The following is a 19,364-nucleotide window of genomic DNA, read 5'->3' on the forward strand; positions in this document are numbered from 1 at the left end:
CCGACCATGGACATGTTGCCCAGCAGCACGTTGAACAACTGCGGCAGCTCGTCGATGCTGGTCTTGCGGATAATGCGCCCCACCCGGGTAATGCGCGGGTCCTGGCGGGTGGTCTGGCGTTCGGCGGTGAAGTCGCTCTGGTCGGTGTACATCGAGCGGAACTTGAACACGCGGATTTCGTTGTCGTTGTAGCCAAAGCGGTTCTGGCGAAACAGGATCGGCCCTTTGGAGTCGAGCTTTATCGCAATTGCCGTCGCGACCATCACAGGGGACAGTGTCACCAGCGCCAGGCTGGCCAGCAGCACATCCTCCAGGCGCTTGATCACCGGTGACCAGCCACGCAACGGCAATTGCGAGGTGTTGAACATCAGGATCCCGCCCACATCGGTGATGCGGCTATGGCCGTAGCGCAGGGCGGCCATGTCGGGCACCAGCATCACGTTCACCGACATCTGCCGCAGGCGATTGACCAGCCCGTGGATGCGCTGCTCCGCGGCCCAGGGCAGGCAGATCATCACTTGGTTGACCTGCTCGGCGCGGATGAGTTTTTCCAGCTCGCGGGTGTTGCCCAGCAGGGGCAGGTTGCTCAATTCCTTGGGGATCCGCTCGGTGCGATCGTCGATAAAGCCGATCAGGCCGGAGCGGATATCACCGTTGCGTTGCAGGTGGTCGGCGACGTGCATGGCGGTGTCGGTAAAGCCCAGGATCACCGTACGTTGCAGGTATTTGCCCTTGCGCATCAGGCTGCGGTACAGGCGCAGCATCAGCAGGCGCTCAAGGCAGAACAACCCGAGGCTGGCGACGTACCACGCCACCAGGTTACGCGGGGTCAATTGCGGGAAAAACTGCAGGATCTGGTACATGAACAACAGGATGCAAAACGCCGCCGACCAGGCCTTGACCTTGGTTTTCAGGCGCAGCCGGTTGCTGAACAGTTCTTCGGAATAGATGCCCAGGGCCTGGAACAGAATGATCGTCAGGACCGCGAAAAATACCAGCAGGCCGAGGAAGTGCCCGCGCAGTTCGGGGTCCATCGGGTCGATGAACATCACCAGGATCAGCGGGGGCAAAATGGCACTCAGGCCATGTATGAACTTGACGAAAACAACAAAGAACTCAACAAAACCGGCGCGCGTTAAAAACAGGCTGTCGACGGACGACTTCTCTCGCATAAAACATCCCTCATTGCACGCCAGAGCTATTGTTTGGATGTTTGTTCAATAAAGCAGCGAACTGCTTTAGAGGGCACTTCCAACTATGGCTACTCTGGGTAATACGCAACTATCAATTCAAATGCGGCTATCCATTTGAAGGGAATTTGCGGGGGTAGTGACTACAGGAGTGTTCCCTTAATCAATTTGTCAATGAATTGACGATGGTGCGGAGGTGGCAGGGCAGACAGGTTTATCAGTGTTTTGTTCGGCATTTTATTGACATTCCTTGTCCGGGTACGCGGTGATTGGGTGTGTTTTTGAGTGTAGAAACAAATGCAGGATTTTTCCTGCATAAAGGAAAAACCTTTTTTCAAAGGCGGTAGGAAGGGGGGACAAAGAGGGGGTGGCAGGGCGCACGAAGTGCCCTGCCTGCGGGACTTTCGCCAGATCAGAAGTTGCCTTTCAAACTCACCGTAAAATTTCGTGGCTCGCCATAAAAGTTACCCCAGGAGGCTGTACCCACCGTGTTGTAGTAACTTTTATCGAACAGATTGTTGCCGTTGAGTGCGACGGTCCAAGTGTCGTCGATACGGTACGCCACACGGGCACTCCAGGTTGCGTAACCGGCCTGTTCGAGCTTGATGGTCTGCACGCGGTAATTGCTGCTCTGAGCGTTGACGCCGGTGCCCACGCTCCATTTCGACAGGGCGCCGTCGAGCTGGTAGTCGCCCCACATGCGCAGCATGTGTCGAGGTACGTAGGTGTTGGACGTACCGCCCTCCAGGGCGGTATCGATGTTCTTCAGGGACTTGGTCTGGGTGTAGGTGTAGCCGCCGGATACCTGCAGGCGCTCGAGCACTTCACCGCTGATTTCCGCCTCCACGCCCTGGGCGCGCACCTTGCCGCTGTCGGTGTAGCAATAGCCGTCGGCGGAGGTCGGGCACTGGGCGATGTAATCGGATTCGGCCGCGTTTTTCTCGACCGCGCGGAACAGCGCCAGGGAGCTGTTGAGGCGCCCGTCGAACCATTCGCCCTTGATACCCAGCTCGTAGTTGTCACCGATCTTCGGCTTGAGCGCGGCGCCATCGAGCGTGGCATAGGAACTTTGCGGCTGGAAGATATCCGCGTAGCTGGCGTACACCGACAGGTGCTCATTAAGGTCGTAGATCAGTGCGGCAAACGGCGTCACTTCACCGGTTTCCCGGGTGCGGGCATCCTGCAAGGCCCACTCGCCCCAGGCCAGGTTGTTGGACTGGCGACGGTTCTCGTACCAGCTCACGCGGCTGCCTACGATAAACATCAACGGCTCGGCCAGGCGCAGGCGCAAGGTGGTGTAGGCGCCGTACTGGGTGGCGGTTTCCTTCACCGTGCCGCCGCGATACATGTTCGGCCAGAAGGTGCTGTTGGCCGGCTCCGGGAAATGGTGGTCGGGTTGGTAGATGCTTTGGCGTCTGGGCAGGTTCTGGATCGCGTACACATCGTCCTGGGTACCACGGCTGCCATTGGCACCGAGGATCAGTTCGTGTTCCAGCCCGAAGGCTTCGAACTTGCCGTCCACATAGGCGTCGAGGCCGAAGTCCTTGTGGTCGTAGTCCATCAGCGCCGCATAGGAGTTGGCCGTAGGCGTCGGGTTGCCGTAGGCAATGGTGCCTTCGCTGGCGGCGTATTTGGTGTCTTGCAGGTTGCGGCTGTGCACGGCCGTAACCTTGAGTTTCCAGTCATCGTTGAAGTGATGGGTGAGGTCGGCGAAGAAGGTGGTGCGCCGGCTTTGCCAGTCGTTCCAGGATTGGCCCAGGCAGGTGGAGCGGCTGAGGTGGGCGCTTTTGCCGTCGGCATAGCGCGGCAGGCCGCCCCAGCACGGTGTGGCGTCGACGTCTTCATGGCTGGCGCCGAAGCCCAGGGTGGTGTCGGCGCTGAGATCGACATCCAGGGCGCCATAGAAAGCCTGGTCCTGGCGCTTGGAAATATCCATGTAGGAACCGCGATTCTGCTGGCTGATCGCCGCGCGGCCGCGCACCGTACCGCTGTCATTCAGCGGGCCGCCGGTGTCGACGTCGGCGCGGTAGTTGTCCCAGGTGCCGGCGGACAGCGACAGGCTGGTGGTGGGCTTGGCCTGGGGCCGCTTGCGCACGAAGTTCACCGCGCCGCTGGCGGTGCCGGCGCCCTTGAGCATGCCCGCCGCGCCCTTGAGCACTTCGACGCGGTCGTAGATCGCCATGTTCGCGCTGAAGCTGTCGGCCTGCACGTAGTCCTTGCCCATGTCCAGGGGCACGCCATCGTACTGGTACTGGCCGAGCATCTTGAAACCACGGGAATAAAAATATTTGCCGCCCATGGGTGATTCGTAAGTGGTGATCCCGGGCGTGCGTTCCATCACGTCATCGATGGTGGTGAGGTTCTGGTCGTCCATCAATTGGCGGGTCATCACACTCACCGATTGCGGCGTTTCCCGCAGGCTGTGTTCGCCCTTGCCGATCGTCACCGCACCCGTGGTGTAGGCCCCGGTGCCATCGGTGGTGGCGCCCAACCGCTCACCGGTGACCGTGGTGGCGCCCAGGTTCAGCGCGCCGCTGTCGGCCACTTGCGGCAACAGCAGCCAGGTACTGTTGCCCTGGCGCTGGGCTTGCAGGCCCTGGCCACGCAGCAACTGGCCGAGCGCCTGCTCGCGGTCCAGGCGAGCACTCAGGCCCTGGCTGGTCTTGCCGGCGACGCTGGTGGCGTCATACGACAGGCTGATGCCGGCCTGGCGGGCGAACTGGTCCAGGGCCGTGGCCAGGGAACCGGCGGCGATGTTCCAGTCGCGGGCCTGGGTGTCGCTGGCCGGCGTTTCGGCCCATGCGAACGGCGGCGCGGTTGCGCAGCTCAGGCAGGCGCCGAGCAAGGCGGCGTGCACCGCGTGCTTGAGGGGTGAACGTGGGAAGGGGAACGCTTGCATGACCGCGGGATGCTCCTGAAGGAAGTGAACAGAACCGGCCTGTTGATCGGCCTTTCCTTACAGGTCGAGCGGCAATGAGAATTCACCTCATTTATTTTCGAATGTTAAACGCGGGCGGTGACGGTCACCCAGTAGCGGCTGCGGTAAGTGACATCGAGCTTGAGTGAGTGGGCTACCAGGCCCAGCACCTCATCGGTGTCGTCCAACTGATAAGTGCCCGACACCCGCAATCCGGCCACCGCTTCGCTGCAGCGCAGCAGGCCGTTGCGGTAGCGGCCCAGCTCGGCGAGGAAAGCATCCAGGCGCATGTCCCGGGCGCTGATCACGCCTTCGCTCCAGGCCCAAGGGTCCAGGCCATTGGCGGCGAGAGAACGAATGCCACTGCGGTCGAACAGCACCTGTTCGCCGGGGTTGATCACTTGGCGCGCGCCGGCGACGTGGTTGTCGGCAAACACCGCCACCGTGCCCTGCTGCACGGCGAGCATGGTGCCTTGGGGCTCTTCGCGCACCAGGAAGCGCGTGCCGAGGGCGCGCAGGTAACCGTCACGGGTCTGTACCCAGAAGGGCCGGTTGTCGGCACCGGGATTGACCAGTATTTCACCCTGGCGCAACTGCACCAGGCGCCGTTCCTGAGTCAATACCGCGTCGAATGCGCTGGCGCTGTTCAGTTGGATACGGCTGCCGTCGTTCAACGCCACCCAACGCCGTTCGCCGGTGGCAGTGCGGTAGTCGGCCATCAAGGCGGGCAGCGGGGTGTAGTCGCGGCCAAACCAGGTCAGGCCGGCCGCACCAGCCACCAGGCCGAGCAGCTTCAACCCTTCGCGACGGCTGATACGTCGACGTGCACCGTGCAGGGCGTGGCGGCCGACCTGCGCGGGCAGGTGGCTGAACTCATCATTCATCGCCGCCACCCGCTGCCAGACCTGCTGGTGTTCGGCGCTGGTGTGCAGCCAGCGCTCGAACGCAGCGGTGCTGGCGTCGTCGGCGACGTTGAAGCGCAGCTTGATCATCCACTGGATGGCCTGGTCGAGCAGGCGCGGGTCAGAGGTCGGCATAGCGCAACCGATAGCAGGCATGCAGCGCCTTGGACAGGTCACGCTCCACCGTAGCCTTGGACACCCCGAGGCGCAGGGCGATCTGCGCGCAGGTCAGGCCGTCCAGTTGCGCCAGCAGGAACGCTTCACGCACCCGCGGCTTGAGCTGGTCGAGCAGGCGGTCGATACGTTCCAGGCTGTCGAGAATCAGCAGGCGGGTTTCTTCCGACGGCACGTCGGCCTGGGGGAAATGCGCAAGGCTTTCGAGGTAGGCGCGCTCCAATTCCCGGCGCCGGTACTGGTCGATCATCAAGCTGCGGGCGATGCTGCTCAGGTACGCGCGCGGCTGCAACACGGCCTGCTGTTTGCGTGCGTTGAGCAGGCGCACAAAGGTTTCCTGCGCGAGGTCGGCGGCACGTTCACGGCAACCGGTACGTCGGCTCAACCAGCCGCGCAGCCAGGAGTGATGGGTGTGGTAAAGCTGGCCGATGGCGGCATGGTCCAGTGGGTGATCGCTCGACATGGGCATCCTGGCGCAGCAGTCTTAATTGATAATGTTTCGCATTCTAGACGCTGGTCGTGGCCATTCGCAATTGCCGATGAACAATGTATCCAGCACAATTTTTTGTTCGCCCCAGGCCCACGCACTAATGTGCAGGTTTTTCCCGGTGGAGGGCTTGAGCATGATCGACCTTGGGACCCTGGCGGTTTTTTCAGGTGCTGTGCTGTTGCTGCTGTTATCCCCGGGGCCGAACATGGCCTTTGTGATCAGTCATGGCGTCACCCACGGCTGGCGTGGGGGAGTGGCCTCGGCCCTGGGCATCGGTGTGGCTGACGTGTTACTGACCGCATTGACCGCCACCGGGGTGACGGCGTTGGTCGCCAGTTGGCCGCCATCCTTTGACGTGATTCGCTATGCGGGTGTGGTCTACCTGCTGTGGCTGGTGTTCAAGACGCTGCAGAAAAAAACTGGGCTGGAGACTGCCCGCCCGCACCGTGTGTCCCTTGGCCGGGTGTTTCTGCAGGCCATGCTGAACAGCCTGCTCAACCCCAAGGCGTTGCTGTTTTTTGTGGTGTTTTTGCCGCAGTTCGTACGGCCGCAGGCCGGCTCCATCGCCGTGCAGTTGATGCTGTTGGGGGGCGTGCTGACCTTGATCGCTGGGGTGTTTCACCTGCTGCTGGGCATTTTCGGCGGGGTGCTGAGCCGCTTCTTCGCCAGGCGCCCAAGAGGCGCCTGGCTACAGAAATGGGGCCTGGCGACGGTGCTGACCGTGCTGGCGGTGCGCCTGGCGGTGATGTCGCGCCCAACCTGACCCCATGGGGTGAAGGGGTTGTGCGGTGAGCAAGCTGTCTGTGGCCAAACGAGCTTGTTGTGGTGAACGAGCTTCTTATTGTGAGCAAGCTCGCTCACCACAGGTACAGGCTCAGCCCAGCCGTGCTGCTGCGCGCGCGACGATTTCACCGCGCACCCTGCGCGATTCGGCGGTGCGTTTGTTGGCTTCTTCCCGCACATGCGCAGGCGCTGTGTCCGGGCGACCCGAATCGAACGGCGGTGCTGGCGCGTATTCGATCTGCAACTGCACCAGTTGCGCCGCCGCTTCGCTGTACAGCTCCGCCGCCAGCACCAGGGCAAAGTCGATACCGGCGGTAATGCCACCGCCGGTGAACAGGTTGCCGTCACGCACCACGCGTTCCTGTACCGGGATGGCGCCGAGCGGGGCGAGCATGTCGTGGTAGGCCCAGTGCGTCGTCGCCTTGCGCCCGCGCAGCAACCCCGCCGCGCCGAGCACCAGCGAGCCGGTGCACACCGAGGTCACGTAGCGTGCGGTCTGCGCCTGGGCCTTGAGGAAGTCCAGGGTCTGCGGGTCTTCCATCAATGGGCCCACGCCGGAACCGCCGGGCACGCAGATCACATCCAGCGTCGGGCAGTCGGCATAGGTCATGGTCGGCGTGAACACCAGGCCCGTGCTGGAGGTGACCGGCGCCAGGTCCTTCCATATCAGGTGCAGTTTCACGTCCGGCAGCGAACCCAATACGTCGTAGGGGCCGGTCAGGTCCAGTTGCTGAATGCCGGGGAACAACAGAAAGCCGATCTGCAAGGTCATGAATGAAGCTCCGAGAAAGGGGTAGACGACCTCACTCTAGCGGCCTAGTCTTTGGCGAATACGCCATTGAACCCACGAATCACGCCAACCATGCCCAGAATTGTCCACGTACTCGCTTTCGATAATGCCCAGGTGCTCGACGTCACCGGGCCGTTGCAGGTGTTTGCATCGGCCAATGACCTGGCGCGCCAGCGTGGCGTGCCGTTGCCTTACGCGGTCACGGTGATCGCCGACCAGGCCGGCCCGGTGATGACCTCCGCCGGCCTGGCGCTGGTGGCCGAGCCCTTGCCGGCGGTCGACCAGCCCTGCGACACCCTGGTGATCGCGGGTGGCTGGGGCGTGTACGGCGCCGCTGAAAAGCCTGCGCTGGTGGATTGGGTGCGCGAAAAAGCCCGGCACAGTCGGCGCATGGCCTCGGTGTGCACCGGTGCGTTTTTGCTGGCGGCCAGTGGCTTGCTCGATGGTTGCCGCGTCGCCACCCACTGGACCCGTTGCGAAGAACTGGCGCGCAAGTTTCCGGCGCTGACCGTGGAGCCCAACCCGATCTTTATCCAGCAGGGCGCGGTGTGGACCTCCGCCGGTGTGACCGCCGGCATCGACCTGTGCCTGGCTCTGGTGGAAGAAGACCTGGGCCGCGCCGTGGCCCTGGAAGTGGCGCGGCACCTGGTGGTGTTCCTGAAGCGCCCCGGCGGCCAGTCGCAATTCAGCGTGACCCTGTCCTTGCAAAAGGGCGGCAGCCGTTTCACCGAGCTGCATGCCTGGATAGCCGAGCATCTGACCCTCGACCTGAGTATCCCGACCCTGGCCGCCCAGGCCGGCATGAGCGAGCGCAGCTTCGTGCGCCATTACCGCGCCGAAACCGGGCAGACGCCCGCGCGCGCGGTGGAGCTGATTCGTGTCGAAAGTGCGCGCCGGCAACTGGCCGACAGCACCACGTCGATCAAGCGCATCGCCGTGCAGTGTGGTTTCGGCTGCGAAGAAACCTTGCGCCGCAGCTTTATGCGGGCCTTGTCGGTGACGCCCCAGGCCTACCGCGAGCGGTTCTCGCCGGTGGCCTAGGCGAGCAATTCAAACAGGGCGTCGAGGGTGGCCTGCGGTGCTTCCTGGGGAATATTGTGGCCCACGCCCGGCAATACCTCCCGCCGGTAAAAAGCGCTGAAATGCTCCACGTCGTCATCCTCTTGAGGCGGCGGGCCCACGCCGTCGTCGGCACCGCACAGCGAAATGCTCGGCACCGCAATCACCGGTTGCCGCGCCAGGGCCTGCTCGATGGCTTCCAGCGCCGGATCGCCAGGCGCATACATGAAACGATGGCGATAGGAGTGAATCACCACCTCGACAAAGTCCGGGTTGTCGAATGACGGCGCCGTCTGCCCATACAGCCCCGGCCCTTCGGCCCAGGACGGCGACCACAGCGACCACAGCAACTCACACAGTTCGCGGCGATTGGCCGTCAGCCCGTCCACACCGCGCTGGGTATGGAAGTAGAACTGATACCACAACCGATGCTCCGTCGCCGGCGCCCGTGGTTGGAGCGACCTGGCAATGTCCTGGATGTTATAGCCATCGCCGGTCACCAGCCCGCGTACCCGTTCGGGCCACAGCGCCGCGACGATACACGCCGCGCGCCCGCCCCAGTCATACCCGGCCAGGGTGGCGTGCGGGATCGACAGCGCATCCATGAAATCCAGCAGATCCTTGCCCAGCGCTGCCTGTTGGCCGGAGCGCATCACCTGCGCGTTGATAAACCTCGTAGGGCCATAACCGCGCAGGTACGGCACCAGCACCCGGTAGCCGCGTTCGGCCAGCACCGGCGCAATCTCGTCATAGCCGCGCGGGTCGTAAGGGAAACCATGCAGCAGTATCACAGGCTCGCCGTCAATGGGACCGTGGGTTTCATACGCCGCATCGAGCATGGAGGTGCGCACGTAGAGGAGTGGGGCGGTGATGGTCATGGTGGGCTCCTGTCAGGTGTTGAAACTCTAGTCGAAAGACATGACGGGATGCCCTGCCTGTAAAGGCAGGGCAGGGCGCCTCAGGGCTGCCAGGTCGTCTTCTCGCCACTGAGCTTGCGGTCCAGGAACGTCGCCGCGCTGATCAACGCCAGATGGCTCAACGCCTGGGGCGTATTGCCCAGGTGGCGGGCCTGGCTGTTGAACTCTTCGGCATACAGGCCCAGCGGGTTGGCGTAGCGCAGCAGTTGTTCGAATTCCAGGTGGGCCTTCTCCAATTGCCCGGCGCGAGCCAGGCATTCGACGTACCAGAACGAGCAGGCGGCAAATGCGCCTTCGGTGCCTTGCAGGCCGTCGATCGCGTTGTCGTCGTTGCGGTAGCGGTAGACCATGCCGTCGCGCACCAGGCTTTTCTGGATCGCCTGCAACGTGCTCAGCCAGCGCGGGTCGGTGGCGGCGACAAAACGCACCAGCGGCATCAGCAGCATCGAACCGTCCAGGGCGGTGCTGCCGATGTGCTGCACGAAATGCCCGCGTTCTTCGTTCCAGAAGTTGCTCCAGATATCGGCATAGATCGCCTGGCGGGTCTGGTCCCAACGTGCAAACGGCGCCGGCAACGAGCGCTTGGAGGCCAGGCGGATCGCACGGTCCAGGGCCACCCAGCACATCAGCCGCGAATGCAGGAAGTGATGCTGCTCGCCGCGCATTTCCCAGATGCCCACGTCTTTCTGGTTCCAGATTTCACAAACCTGGTCAGCGACTTCCACCGTGTGTTTCCAGCCCTCGTGGGAGATGGCTTCGCCGTACTTGTTGACCAGGTACACCGCGTCCATCAACTCGCCATAGATATCCAGCTGGACCTGGTCGACCGCGCCATTGCCGATGCGCACCGGCTTGGCGCCGCCGTGGCCGCTGAGGTGCTCCAGCGTGGTTTCGGGCAGCTCCTGGCGGCCGTCGATGCCGTAGAGGATATGGATCTTGGTCGGCTGGCCACAGCAATCGCTGACCCGGCCCTTGAGCCAGCGCATATAGGCGTTGGCCTCGTCGACAAAACCCAGGCGCATAAACGCGTAGACGGTAAACGAGGCGTCGCGGATCCAGGTGTAGCGGTAGTCCCAGTTGCGTTCGCCCGCAGGCGTTTCCGGCAAACCGAAGGTGGCCGCGGCGATGATTGCGCCGTGTTTGCGCGAGGTCAGTAGCTTGAGGGCCAGGGCCGAGCGGTTGACCATTTCGCGCCAGCGCCCGCGGTAGTTCGACTGCGCGATCCAGCCGCGCCAGAACTTCAAGGTATGGGCCAGGGCCAGGTCGGTGCAGACACTGCCCACACGCTCATCGTCCTGGCCGCCGAGTACAAACTCGGCGCCTTCTTCCTGATCCAGGGTGAAGCGGGCCACGGCGGCGTTATCTTCGATCTGCAACGGATGGCTGCCGCACAGGCGCATGCCCGGCTGGCCATCGGCGTTGAAACAGGCGCTGGCGTTATCCAGGCTCGCCTCGGTGGCGGCGCGCGCATAGTCATGGCGCACGGCGCAGCGCAGATGGAGGGTGGCCGTGCCGCTGACCACGCGTACGCGGCGAATCAGCAGGGGCAAGTCGTCGATTTCTTCGCTGATGACCAGCAGGTCGGTGATTTCCACCACGGCGTCATCGCTGAGCCAGCGGGTTTGCAGCACATTGGTGTCGGGCAGGTAGATCTGTTCGCGGCGGGCGTTGGGCAGGTCCGGGGTGAGTTGAAACGTGCCGGCATCGGGGGTGTCGAGCAGTGAGCAGAAGATCGACGGGCTGTCGAACTCCGGCCAACAGAAGAAATCGATGCTGCCTTTATCGTTCACCAGCGCCGCGCTGCGCATGTCGCCGATGATGCCGTGGGCATCGATGGCGCTTTGTGGTTCGTTTTTCAAATCAACCATTGTCACGAAACTCCGGGTAAAGGCTCATGCCGCCATCAATGAACAGGGTGCTGCCGACCACGTAATCCGAGGCGTCACTGGCCAGCCATACCACGGCGTTGGCCACGTCCTCCACATCGCCGACCCGGCCATAGGGGATCAACTTGAGCAGCGCCTGTTCCGCCGCACCTTCGGTGGCGGCACGGTTGATCGCCGTACGAATCGCCCCCGGCGCAATGCCATTGATGCGAATGCGCTGTTCACTCACTTCCTGGGCGAGGGTGCGCATCAGCATGTCAACGCCGCCCTTGGACGCCGCGTAATTCACATGCCCGGCCCAGGGGATCAACTGGTGCACCGAGCTCATGTGGATGATTTTGCCGGCGGCGCGGGATACGCCTTCACGGATGCCCTGGCGCTTGAAGAGACGCACGGCCGCACGGGCACAGAGGAACTGGCCGGTGAGGTTGACGCCGATCACGGCGTTCCAGTCGTCGAGGGTCATGTCGACCACGGCGGCGTCCTTCTGCATACCGGAGTTGGCCACCAGGATGTCCAGATGGCCGAACGCCTCGAGGGTCTTTGCGAACAGGCGTTCCACATCGGCTTCTTTCGACACGTCGGCGCCGATGGCAATCGCCCGGCCGCCCTCGGCGTTGATCTGCTCTGCCAAGGCCTCGGCGGGGGCGGCCTGGCTGTTGTAATTGAGCACCACCGCAGCGCCGGCTTGCGCCAGGGCCCTGGCCGCACCGGCGCCGATACCGGAACTGGCGCCCGTTATCAGCGCCACTTGTTGCTCCAACGAGATATGCATTGCCCACCCGACCTTGAATTCGTGAGTTCAAGTAGCTGACTGGCGGCGCGCAACGGAAGTTCAGCCGTGTGAAATTAGCGACTACAACCATGGTGAAAAATGGAATAACAGAAGAATAAAAAATAACCATAAGATACTAAAAAACCGCTAAAAAGCGTTTGACAGGGTTTTTTGCCCCGTGTCTTATAAGCACACCTCAACCCGTTCCGCTGGTAGTTCGGAAGTCATGCGGAGTCACCTATAAGAGATGCCTATGTATTTATCGGCAGCTATAGGGGAACTACCAGAGCAGGGAGCTACGCCGTTGCCTAAGTTAGTTATTTTCGATTGCGACGGTGTACTTGTCCAAAGCGAAGAGATCACCTTGTCTGTATTGATCGGCATGCTTAATGCTCACGCACAGGACGGCAAGACACTGGACAGTGTGTATTTCATTGAGCACTTTCGTGGAAGAAAGATTGCCGATTGTCTGCGCGAAGTAGAACCGTTATTGGGTGTTTTTTTGCCCCCTCAGTTTGAAGAGGACTTCCGAGTTCGAGCGCTGGAAGCATTGACGCTTAATGTGAAAGCGACTGATGGGATACTTGACGTATTGGAAGTGCTGGACATTCCCTATTGCGTAGCCTCGAGTGCGCCGCGCAATAAGATCGAACAGTGTTTGCGCGTTGTGGGGTTGTGGCCTTATTTCGAAGGGCGAATATTCAGTTGTTATGAATTGGGGCGTTGGAAGCCTGATCCGCTGGTGTTTTTAACGGCGTGTGAAACTTACAACGTCGAACCCTGTGATGCGCTGGTGATTGAAGACAGTGTCACAGGGATTCAAGCCGCCGTTGCAGCCAGTATAAAAGTCCTGGGTTTTGGTCCGTTGTCTCGACATCGAATATTGGCCGAAGCCGGTGCGTTACCTTTTGCCGATATGCGTGAGTTACCGACCCTCATTGATCACGTTACTCAAGGAGCAAGTGTTGTGGGCACACTGGGTTATATAGAGCGACTTAAACGTAATGATCCCTGTTCGGAAGTGTGGTGGGATTCGTCGCCCGTGGTGTACGCACCGTATAAACAGCATTTGTTGGACAAGTACCCGGCAGCCGCCGCCCATATCGAACAGTTGATGCCGCAGGATTTCTCCCAGCCCTGGGGCTTCAGCAGTGTGACCACCAACCCCCGGCTGGTGACGGCGGCAATCCTCGACAAGAAAGAGTATTGGTCGTCGCGTTTTAATCTGGCCAGCCTGTCTCCCGGGGAATTGCGCAAGCAGCTCTACAACGAAGTGATTGCAGAAGGCGCCTCGATGCTCAAGCCGCTGTGGGTGCAATCGGCCCAGGCCGATGGTTGGCTATGCGCCCAGGTCGACCCGTCGGACGTGCGGTGCAGCGAACGCATGACCGCGCGGGGCCTGGAGCTGCATCGCCTGGCCGCGAATGTGATGGTGAAAGTGCCGGGCAGCCTGGAGGGTTTTGCGACGATCGAACACCTGGTGGCCCAAGGCGTTTCCGTCAACATCACGTTCTGCTTCACCGTTTCGCAGTTCCAGGCCGGTATCCAGGCGATAGAGCGGGGCATCGCCTGCGCCCTCCGCAATGGTGTCGACACCGGCCGTTGCAAGTATGTGATCACCTTTATGATCGGGCGTTTTTCCTGCCAGCCCGAGTTCGCCTTGCAGGCCGCAGAGCGTGGCCTGGCGCTGGGCCCGGAGGACATGCGCTGGGCCGAGCTGATGATTTACCAGCAGATCCAGGCCCTGGTCGCGGCCTCGAAGGTGCCGGTCAAGACCCTGCTTTCCAGCATCAAGGTCGACGTTGACGAACGTGGTCACAAGCACTGCTGGCACCTGGAAAAGACCGGGCTGACCACCACGTGCTACACGCTGACGCCGGATGTGGTGGAGTTTCTGATCGAGCGTGAAAGCCACGGCAAACCGGTGGCGCCCGCCCGTGAACCCCAGCAGGCGCCGGCTGAGACGTTCGCCCGGCTCATCCGCATTCCGTACTTCTGCGAAGCCTATTTCATCGACAGCATCGAGCCCTACGACTTTGGCAATCATGAGGCGTTTATCAACGCCTGCAACGAAGCCAACAGTGCGCATCGGCGCCTGACCGACTACTGCGTGCGCCTGTGTCCGGTCGCGAAGCCTTTCGCACGCTCGCTCAACGCCATCCTGGCCGCTGAATACGGGGTGCTGGCATGAACAAGATGGTCGGGTTGTGGGCGCACCCGCGTTCCCGTTCCACGGTGTTGGAGCGGGTGTTTATCGAGCGAGGGGATTTTGAGGTTTTCCATGAGCCGTTTGCCCATATGGCATTTTCCGCAGATTCAATGATTCCTTCGGATGAATGGGACCACAGTTTGCCCACTACGTATCAAGGTATAAAAGAGCAACTTCTCAAGGCCCGTGAAAGTACCAATGTCTTTCACAAAGACATGTGTTACCACTGCCTGGATGACTTGAAAGTTGACCGGGACTTCCTGGCGCAACAACACAATATTTTTATTATTCGCGAACCTGCCAGCAGCATTATTTCCCATCACCGGGTACACCCCGATATGCCCATGGAAGCCATCGGGCATAAAGCCTTGTACGAGATTTTTTGTGTGGTCACCAAACTCATCGGAAAAGTGCCTTATGTGATTAATGCCGATGATCTTGCCGCGCAGCCGGAGGGTGTTATTCGAAAACTGTGTGACTACTTGCAGATTGAATTTCTGCCCCGCGCCATGACATGGAAACGCGAATGCCCGCGACAGTGGAAAACCTGGAGAAGTTGGCATGTGGCGGCCGAGAACAGTGAACGCATTGCTCTGCCGGATAAACCTGCTATCGATATGGACGCTTTCGATCGGTCACCAAAATTAAAAGCCTTTTACGAATACCACCGACCCTTCTACGCACGCATGAATGAATTTTGCCAATAAGGATTGTTGTATGAAAAAGTTGATTGTCACCGGTGCGGCCAATGGGATCGGCCGGGCTGTTGTGGAAAAGGCTATCCAGGCAGGTTATTTCGTTATCGGTGCGGACAAGGATGCCGAAGGCCTGCGTGCGTTACAGCGCACTTACACGGCGGATGTATTGGAGACCCATGTCGCGGACTTTTCGGATAATGCGCTGATCAAGGGGTTTATCCCTGCGCTGTACGAGCGCCACGCAACTATTCATGCATTAATCAATAACGCCGGTATTTACCACGGCAAAAGTATCTATGCCTATTCCGATGCCGAAGTGGACGAAATCCTGACTGTGAACCTCAAGGCCTTGGTCTATCTCTCCAAAGACTTCGCCGAACGGGAGATGAAACACGAGGCGCCGCGCAGCATCGTCAATATCGCCTCGGTGGCGGGCGAAGTGGGCAGTTGCGATGCCTTGTACGGCGCCACCAAGGCGGCGGTGATCGGCCTGACCAAAGCCAATGCCTGGAATTTTGCGCCGTTCGTGCGGGTTAACGCAGTGTCGCCGGCGCTGATCCATGACACCGCCATCTACGACACCATCCCTGAATACCGCCGCGCCGAGTACGCGCGCCAGGAAATCCTCAAGGATCCGATCCTGCCCGGCGGCGTTGCCGAGGTCATTTTGCTGGTGATCAGCGATGCCATGCGGCATGTCACCGGCAAGGTCATTCCGGTAGACAACGGAGCCTACCCACGATGAGCCCATCAGCCCCCAAGAAGAAACTGCTGCTGGTGGGCGCAGGCAACCTGTGTCTGCAGATCCTGAAGATTCTCGGGCCGAGAAATGCCTTTGAATTCGTGGTGCTGGGGCGCAATGAAGACGCGACCGTGCGGCTGTGCAACCTGGTGGCCCTGTCGTGTGCACAGTTGGGGCAAGACATCACGATCAAGCCGGTGATCGCCGACCTCACCGATATCGACCGGGTCACCCAGGTGCTGCGTGCAGAGGCGCCGGACCTGGTGGTGAACTGCGCGTCGTTGCAGTCGTGGCGGGTGATCACCGGGTTGCCCAGGCTCTCGTTCGAGCAACTCGACCAGGCGCAGTTCGGCCCCTGGCTGCCCATGCACCTGACGCTGATGCATCACTTGATGCAGGCGGTGAAAGCCTCCGGTATCGCGGCCAGGACGATCAACGCGGCCTTTCCCGATGCGGTCAACCCGATCCTGGCCAGGGTCGGGCTGGCGCCGGATATTGGCGTGGGCAATGTGGCCAACCTGGTCCCGGCAGTGCGATTTTCCATCGCGCGGCTGCTGGAGTGTGCGCCTGCCGATGTGCAGGTGCGCTTGTATGCCCAGCACTATTTCAGCCACTACGTGCCACGCGGCGGCTTGCCCCCGCGTGCCAGCTACCGCTTGTTGTATGAGGTGCGCGACCGGCCGGCTGCGGCCCACCTGCCGGCCGAAGCGATTTTTTCCACGGTTAAATCCGAGTTCCGCCGCCTGGGCGGTATCGATGGGCAGTTCCTCACGGCGTGCTCGGCCGTCACCGTGATCGAAGGGCTGTTTTCGCCCACGCCGGTGCTGGTGCACGCGCCCGGCCCGCTGGGGTTGCCGGGCGGCTATCCGGTGTGGCTGCAGGAAGGGCAGATCAAGGTGCAGTTCAGCGCCGACTGCCCCCAGGACGAAGCGGTGCGCATCAATACCATCTGCCAGAGCCAGGATGGTATCGATGAAATTCATTGCGATGGTTCGGTCACCTATAACCCGCAATGCATGGCCGTGATGCAGGCGATGCTGGGGTACTCGAAGAAAACCATGTCCATCGAACAGTCCGCCGAATTTGCCCGCGAGCTGTCGAGCAAATACCTGTCTTTCAAACATTCAACCTGGTAGGTGTGTGATGAATCGGATGTCGGTGCACAAGCGCGGCGAAGTCGCCAGTTACGCCACGCAATACTCGAAAAAATTCGTCGAGCGCTGGGATGACTTGATCGATTGGGAAAAAAGAAAGGCGGGGGAGAATGGGTTCTTTGAAAACCTGCTGAAGCAGCACGGCGTGAAGTCGGTGATCGACGTCTCCACGGGCAGCGGTTTTCATGCGGTCCAGCTTAAGCAGGCGGGGTTCGATGTCGTCGCCACGGACGGCAGCAGCACGATGTTGACCAAGGCTCGGGAGAATTTTCGGCAACGCGGGTTGGTGATCGAATCGCACTACCGGGATTGGCAGTCCCTCGATCCCGCCGAACTGGGGCGCTTCGATGCCGTGGTGTGCCTGGGCAGTTCGTTGTGCCATGTGTTTGCCGCCCATGAACGGCTGGAGGTGCTGGAGAGATTCAGGGCATTGCTCAATCCGGGCGGCTTGCTGATTGTGGATCAACGTAACTTCTTTGCCATTCGCGCAGGCAAGTTCAAATCCAGCGGTCATTACTATTACTGCGGCACGCAGGCATCCGTCGGCCTGGGGCAGGTGGATGAGCACGTGTGTGAGTTCATCTACTCCTTTGATGACGCCGAGCAGTACCGGTTGCAGGTCTATCCGCTGTTGCCGGGTGAGTTGAAGGGGGAGGTGCTCAAGTCCGGATTTTGCGCCCATGAGAGTTACGGGGATTTCCAGCGTGACTACGACATGATGAATTGTGATTTTGTCATCCACACCGCACGCGCCGTTTAAGGAGTACCTGATGAGCACACTGGTACACAGTAGCGCGCGCCCGTTGGACAGCGTCGTGCTGGCGGTGGTGTTGACCGGGTTCGTGGCCAGTACCTACGGGTTTGGCGTCTACCTGTTCGCCAACCTGGTGGTGGACATGCGCCGCGATATCGGTTTCGACTACACCACGGTGGGCCTGATCACCGGCGGCGCGCAGATCGGCTTCCTGCTGTTTTCATCGGTCACCAGTTATATCAGCCGTTTTTTCGAAGGCTGGAAAATCAGCCTGGTGTCGACGCTGATGACCTCCCTGGCGCTGTTGGGGCTGAGTGTCAGCAACAGTATCTGGCTGTCCGGGGCGTTGTTGATTTTGCTCGGCGGCTGCTCGGCCTCTGTGTACATCCCGTTGGCGGAGATTGTCACCAAGGGCTTCAGCCCGGGGAATCGCTCGCGGGTCATGGGGCTGATTTCCAGTGGCACCAGCTACGGCGTGTTCATCAATGGCTTGCTGGTGTCGTTCCTCACCCTGCAGGGTGGCTGGCGCTCGATCTGGCTCACCGCGGGCCTGATCTCGGTGGCCCTGTGCATGGTGGCCTGGTTTCTGCTGCGCAACCTGGTGGCGGACAAGGACGCCGGTTTTTCCGGGCCGCGTTCGACGGCGTTCGAGAGTCATGCACCTTGGTTGAGTCGCTCGCTGTACCTGACCTGGGCCATTGCCTTTTTGAACGGGATGGCGCTGTTGCCGTTCCAGACTTACCTGGCTCCGTTCCTGCGGGACGAGTTGGGAGTGTCGGTGCAGGACGCCGGGTTTGTCTGGACCACCATCGGTGCGGTGGGCATGGCCTCGGGCTTTCTGGTGGGGTGGATCGCCGACAAGGTGGGCGTCAGGGCGTCGCTGGCCATGTGCTTTTTGAGTGCGGGGCTGGCCGCCACCCTGGTGTTCAGTTTCAACAGCCTCCCGCTGTTCTACCTGGCCGCGTTTTTGTTTGCCCTGGCGTTCTACCCCATCTTCGGGCTTGTCCCCAGCTACATCGGGCAAATCGTGCCGGTCAGCCGACTGACCCAGGCATTCGGCATTGCCAATGTGCTGATCGGCCTGGGGGGCGTGTGCGGTAACTTCCTGGGCGGTTTTTCCAAGGACCTGACCGGCTCGTTCGCGACCGTCTACTGGGTGGTTGCGCTGTTGCTGTTCGTGCAATGCGTGATGGTGTTCCTGTTGGGTAAACCGCCTGTGGCGGTGACGGAGGGTGAGCGGCCATGAGTCATTTTGCGGAACGTCCAGAGCGGAATCTGCATGCGTTTGCGTTCAGCCATCACGGCGCGGAACGCTCGCGTATGGGGCAGAAGCCCTTGGTCATCTGGATGACGGGCCTCTCGGCGGCCGGCAAGTCGACGATTGCCGATGCGCTGGACAGGGCCTTGCAGGCGCAGGGGCGCTTGACCTGCATCATTGACGGCGACTCGGTGCGCGGCGGCCTGTGCCGCGACCTGGGTTTTACCGACAGCGACCGCGACGAGAATATCCGGCGGGTCGCGGAGGTCGCGCGCTTGATGCTGGACGCGGGGCTGGTGGTAATCGTGGCGCTGATCTCACCGTCGGCGGCCAGCCGGCATTACGCGCGCGCCATTGTCGGCAATGAGCATTTTGTCGAGGTGCATGTGGACGCGCCGCTGGAAACGGCGGAGCAACGTGACCCTAAAGGCTTGTATAAAAAAGCCCGCCTGGGGCTGATCCAACATTTCACCGGGATTGATTCGAACTACGACGTGCCGATCTTTCCGGAAGTGCACCTGGACACCCAGGCGCTGTCGGTCGAACAGTCTGTCGCGACTATTCTCGATTGGATGGCCCGCAACGACGGGCGCACATAGCCGCTGGTCTTTGCGCCGCGGTGGCGGTGCCTGCACCTTCAGAAAACAAGGTAATCTGCGCCATCGC

At 61.1% G+C, this 19,364-nt stretch carries 17 protein-coding genes and 1 pseudogene; 10 read left to right on the top strand and 8 right to left on the bottom strand.

What is annotated here, in order from left to right; genetic code table 11:
* From J3D60_RS00005 to J3D60_RS00020, 4 genes are all read right to left on the bottom strand, one after another.
* Nucleotides 1-1,172 (bottom strand): exopolysaccharide biosynthesis polyprenyl glycosylphosphotransferase (locus J3D60_RS00005; RefSeq protein ID WP_253488539.1); only part of this gene is annotated, 1,172 nt, incomplete at its 3' end.
* A 430-nt stretch (nt 1,173-1,602) separates the two neighbouring features.
* The gene (locus J3D60_RS00010; protein ID WP_253488540.1) at nt 1,603-4,089 is read right to left on the bottom strand and encodes a TonB-dependent receptor; all 2,487 of its coding nucleotides are present in this window, start codon (nt 4,087-4,089) and stop codon (nt 1,603-1,605) included.
* Nucleotides 4,090-4,193: 104 nt separating this feature from the next.
* The gene (locus J3D60_RS00015) at nt 4,194-5,144 is read right to left on the bottom strand and encodes a FecR domain-containing protein (protein WP_253488542.1); all 951 of its coding nucleotides are present in this window, start codon (nt 5,142-5,144) and stop codon (nt 4,194-4,196) included.
* Nucleotides 5,131-5,646 (bottom strand): sigma-70 family RNA polymerase sigma factor, encoded by a 516-nt coding sequence (locus J3D60_RS00020; protein WP_053132260.1) that lies wholly within the window; start codon nt 5,644-5,646, stop codon nt 5,131-5,133. Before J3D60_RS00020 ends, J3D60_RS00015 begins: the two co-directional genes overlap by 14 nt.
* 160 nt (nt 5,647-5,806) lie before the next feature.
* On the opposite strand from J3D60_RS00020, the gene J3D60_RS00025 reads away from it, so the two are divergent.
* A complete protein-coding gene (locus tag J3D60_RS00025) occupies nt 5,807-6,436 on the top strand; it encodes a LysE family translocator (RefSeq protein ID WP_253488544.1) in 630 nt (209 codons plus the stop codon).
* A 111-nt stretch (nt 6,437-6,547) separates the two neighbouring features.
* Here the strand turns inward: J3D60_RS00025 and inhA are convergent, their stop codons facing one another.
* The gene (inhA, locus tag J3D60_RS00030; RefSeq protein WP_065947053.1) at nt 6,548-7,228 is read right to left on the bottom strand and encodes an isonitrile hydratase; all 681 of its coding nucleotides are present in this window, start codon (nt 7,226-7,228) and stop codon (nt 6,548-6,550) included.
* Nucleotides 7,229-7,318: 90 nt separating this feature from the next.
* Here inhA and J3D60_RS00035 point away from each other — a divergent pair, with 90 nt between their 5' ends.
* Entirely contained in the window at nt 7,319-8,287 is a 969-nt protein-coding gene (locus J3D60_RS00035; RefSeq protein WP_253488546.1) for a GlxA family transcriptional regulator, read from the top strand.
* On the opposite strand, the gene J3D60_RS00040 is transcribed toward J3D60_RS00035, so the two are convergent.
* The 3 genes from J3D60_RS00040 to J3D60_RS00050 form a co-directional block, all read right to left on the bottom strand.
* Nucleotides 8,284-9,183, bottom strand: coding sequence for an alpha/beta fold hydrolase (locus J3D60_RS00040; RefSeq protein WP_253488548.1), 900 nt, complete (start codon nt 9,181-9,183; stop codon nt 8,284-8,286). The two genes, J3D60_RS00035 and J3D60_RS00040, sit on opposite strands and share 4 nt — an antisense overlap.
* A gap of 80 nt (nt 9,184-9,263) precedes the next feature.
* Complete coding sequence (locus J3D60_RS00045; protein ID WP_253488550.1) at nt 9,264-11,090, bottom strand: glycoside hydrolase family 15 protein; 1,827 nt, start codon at nt 11,088-11,090, stop codon at nt 9,264-9,266.
* A complete protein-coding gene (locus tag J3D60_RS00050) occupies nt 11,083-11,883 on the bottom strand; it encodes a glucose 1-dehydrogenase (RefSeq protein ID WP_065939399.1) in 801 nt (266 codons plus the stop codon). Before J3D60_RS00050 ends, J3D60_RS00045 begins: the two co-directional genes overlap by 8 nt.
* A 253-nt stretch (nt 11,884-12,136) precedes the next feature.
* On the opposite strand from J3D60_RS00050, the pseudogene J3D60_RS00055 reads away from it, so the two are divergent.
* The 8 genes and pseudogenes from J3D60_RS00055 to cysC all read left to right on the top strand — a co-directional run.
* A pseudogene (locus J3D60_RS00055) lies at nt 12,137-12,727 on the top strand (HAD family hydrolase); the annotation flags it as partial.
* A 123-nt stretch (nt 12,728-12,850) separates the two neighbouring features.
* The gene (locus J3D60_RS00060) at nt 12,851-14,074 is read left to right on the top strand and encodes a transaldolase family protein (RefSeq protein ID WP_253493927.1); all 1,224 of its coding nucleotides are present in this window, start codon (nt 12,851-12,853) and stop codon (nt 14,072-14,074) included.
* Nucleotides 14,071-14,799 (top strand): sulfotransferase family protein, encoded by a 729-nt coding sequence (locus tag J3D60_RS00065; protein ID WP_253488552.1) that lies wholly within the window; start codon nt 14,071-14,073, stop codon nt 14,797-14,799. Before J3D60_RS00060 ends, J3D60_RS00065 begins: the two co-directional genes overlap by 4 nt.
* Before the next feature lie 10 nt (nt 14,800-14,809).
* The gene (locus J3D60_RS00070; protein ID WP_253488553.1) at nt 14,810-15,535 is read left to right on the top strand and encodes an SDR family oxidoreductase; all 726 of its coding nucleotides are present in this window, start codon (nt 14,810-14,812) and stop codon (nt 15,533-15,535) included.
* A complete protein-coding gene (locus tag J3D60_RS00075) occupies nt 15,532-16,668 on the top strand; it encodes a hypothetical protein (protein ID WP_253488555.1) in 1,137 nt (378 codons plus the stop codon). Before J3D60_RS00070 ends, J3D60_RS00075 begins: the two co-directional genes overlap by 4 nt.
* A gap of 7 nt (nt 16,669-16,675) precedes the next feature.
* Nucleotides 16,676-17,446, top strand: a complete 771-nt coding sequence (locus J3D60_RS00080; RefSeq protein WP_253488558.1) for a bifunctional 2-polyprenyl-6-hydroxyphenol methylase/3-demethylubiquinol 3-O-methyltransferase UbiG — start codon at nt 16,676-16,678, stop codon at nt 17,444-17,446.
* 10 nt (nt 17,447-17,456) lie between these two features.
* Nucleotides 17,457-18,686: a nitrate/nitrite transporter gene (locus J3D60_RS00085; RefSeq protein ID WP_065939393.1), complete on the top strand. Its 1,230-nt coding sequence runs from the start codon at nt 17,457-17,459 to the stop codon at nt 18,684-18,686.
* Nucleotides 18,683-19,297, top strand: coding sequence for an adenylyl-sulfate kinase (gene cysC, locus J3D60_RS00090; RefSeq protein WP_253488560.1), 615 nt, complete (start codon nt 18,683-18,685; stop codon nt 19,295-19,297). The genes J3D60_RS00085 and cysC overlap by 4 nt, the downstream gene beginning before the upstream one ends.
* Nucleotides 19,298-19,364 lie beyond the last annotated feature (67 nt).

The sequence above is a fragment of the Pseudomonas sp. S3E17 genome (assembly GCF_024168685.1).
Lineage (GTDB): Bacteria > Pseudomonadota > Gammaproteobacteria > Pseudomonadales > Pseudomonadaceae > Aquipseudomonas > Aquipseudomonas marginalis.

Bases quoted from the DNA above. Each gene is read 5' to 3' on its own strand.
- J3D60_RS00010 (WP_253488540.1), bottom strand. From the start codon at position 4,089: ATGCAAGCGTTCCCCTTCCCACGTTCACCCCTCAAGCACGCGGTGCAC.
- J3D60_RS00015 (WP_253488542.1), bottom strand. From the start codon at position 5,144: ATGCCGACCTCTGACCCGCGCCTGCTCGACCAGGCCATCCAGTGGATG.
- J3D60_RS00020 (WP_053132260.1), bottom strand. From the start codon at position 5,646: ATGTCGAGCGATCACCCACTGGACCATGCCGCCATCGGCCAGCTTTAC.
- J3D60_RS00025 (WP_253488544.1), top strand. From the start codon at position 5,807: ATGATCGACCTTGGGACCCTGGCGGTTTTTTCAGGTGCTGTGCTGTTG.
- inhA (WP_065947053.1), bottom strand. From the start codon at position 7,228: ATGACCTTGCAGATCGGCTTTCTGTTGTTCCCCGGCATTCAGCAACTG.
- J3D60_RS00035 (WP_253488546.1), top strand. From the start codon at position 7,319: ATGCCCAGAATTGTCCACGTACTCGCTTTCGATAATGCCCAGGTGCTC.
- J3D60_RS00040 (WP_253488548.1), bottom strand. From the start codon at position 9,183: ATGACCATCACCGCCCCACTCCTCTACGTGCGCACCTCCATGCTCGAT.
- J3D60_RS00045 (WP_253488550.1), bottom strand. From the start codon at position 11,090: ATGGTTGATTTGAAAAACGAACCACAAAGCGCCATCGATGCCCACGGC.
- J3D60_RS00050 (WP_065939399.1), bottom strand. From the start codon at position 11,883: ATGCATATCTCGTTGGAGCAACAAGTGGCGCTGATAACGGGCGCCAGT.
- J3D60_RS00065 (WP_253488552.1), top strand. From the start codon at position 14,071: ATGAACAAGATGGTCGGGTTGTGGGCGCACCCGCGTTCCCGTTCCACG.
- J3D60_RS00070 (WP_253488553.1), top strand. From the start codon at position 14,810: ATGAAAAAGTTGATTGTCACCGGTGCGGCCAATGGGATCGGCCGGGCT.
- J3D60_RS00075 (WP_253488555.1), top strand. From the start codon at position 15,532: ATGAGCCCATCAGCCCCCAAGAAGAAACTGCTGCTGGTGGGCGCAGGC.
- J3D60_RS00080 (WP_253488558.1), top strand. From the start codon at position 16,676: ATGAATCGGATGTCGGTGCACAAGCGCGGCGAAGTCGCCAGTTACGCC.
- J3D60_RS00085 (WP_065939393.1), top strand. From the start codon at position 17,457: ATGAGCACACTGGTACACAGTAGCGCGCGCCCGTTGGACAGCGTCGTG.
- cysC (WP_253488560.1), top strand. From the start codon at position 18,683: ATGAGTCATTTTGCGGAACGTCCAGAGCGGAATCTGCATGCGTTTGCG.